This is a genomic window from Cellulomonas citrea (assembly GCF_009829685.1).
GTDB classification, from domain to species: domain Bacteria; phylum Actinomycetota; class Actinomycetes; order Actinomycetales; family Cellulomonadaceae; genus Cellulomonas; species Cellulomonas citrea.
Window position 1 is genome coordinate 1 of record NZ_VWSD01000377.1, and the last position, 552, is coordinate 552.

Sequence of the window (552 nt, forward strand, 5' to 3'; positions counted from 1 at the left end):
CGGCCGCCCACCAGTCCCGCGGCACCCCGGCCGCCTGCGCGACGGTGAGCCAGCCCCACCAGCCGACCGCGGTCGAGACCCAGGTGCGCCAGCGCACGGGCAACGGCCCGAGCAGCACCGCGACCAGCAGACCGGCGAACGTGGCGGCCAGCAGCACCTGGCCGCCGGTGGTGGTCGGCCCGGTGACCGCCGAGGCGGTGCGTGCGAGCGTGCCGACCCCGACACCGGAGCCCAGCACCACCCACCACACGGTCCAGAACCGGTCGCCAGGACCGTGTGACAGCGCAGGGAGCCGTCCGGCGGGTCCGGCCAGGGCGAGCAGCGTGACCCCGACGAGCAGGGCCGTGGGGCCGCTGTGCGTCCCGCCGACGAGCACGAGCAGCCCCTGGGCGAGCCCGGCCAGCCAGCCGAGCCCGGTGGACCAGCCCCGCCCGGTACGTCGGGCCCACAGCGACCAGCCGGCGACCGTGAGCGCGACCCCGCCGGCCCACACCCACCTGGCGACCAGCTCACGGTCGCTGGCCAGGACCAGGACGGCGACCGTGAGCTGGT

Annotated in this window: 1 protein-coding gene; it reads right to left on the reverse strand. The window is 77.4% G+C overall.

The window, feature by feature from the left end:
* The coding region (locus F2B26_RS16835) for a hypothetical protein (RefSeq protein WP_201292825.1) at positions 1-552 on the reverse strand (552 nt) is incomplete at both ends.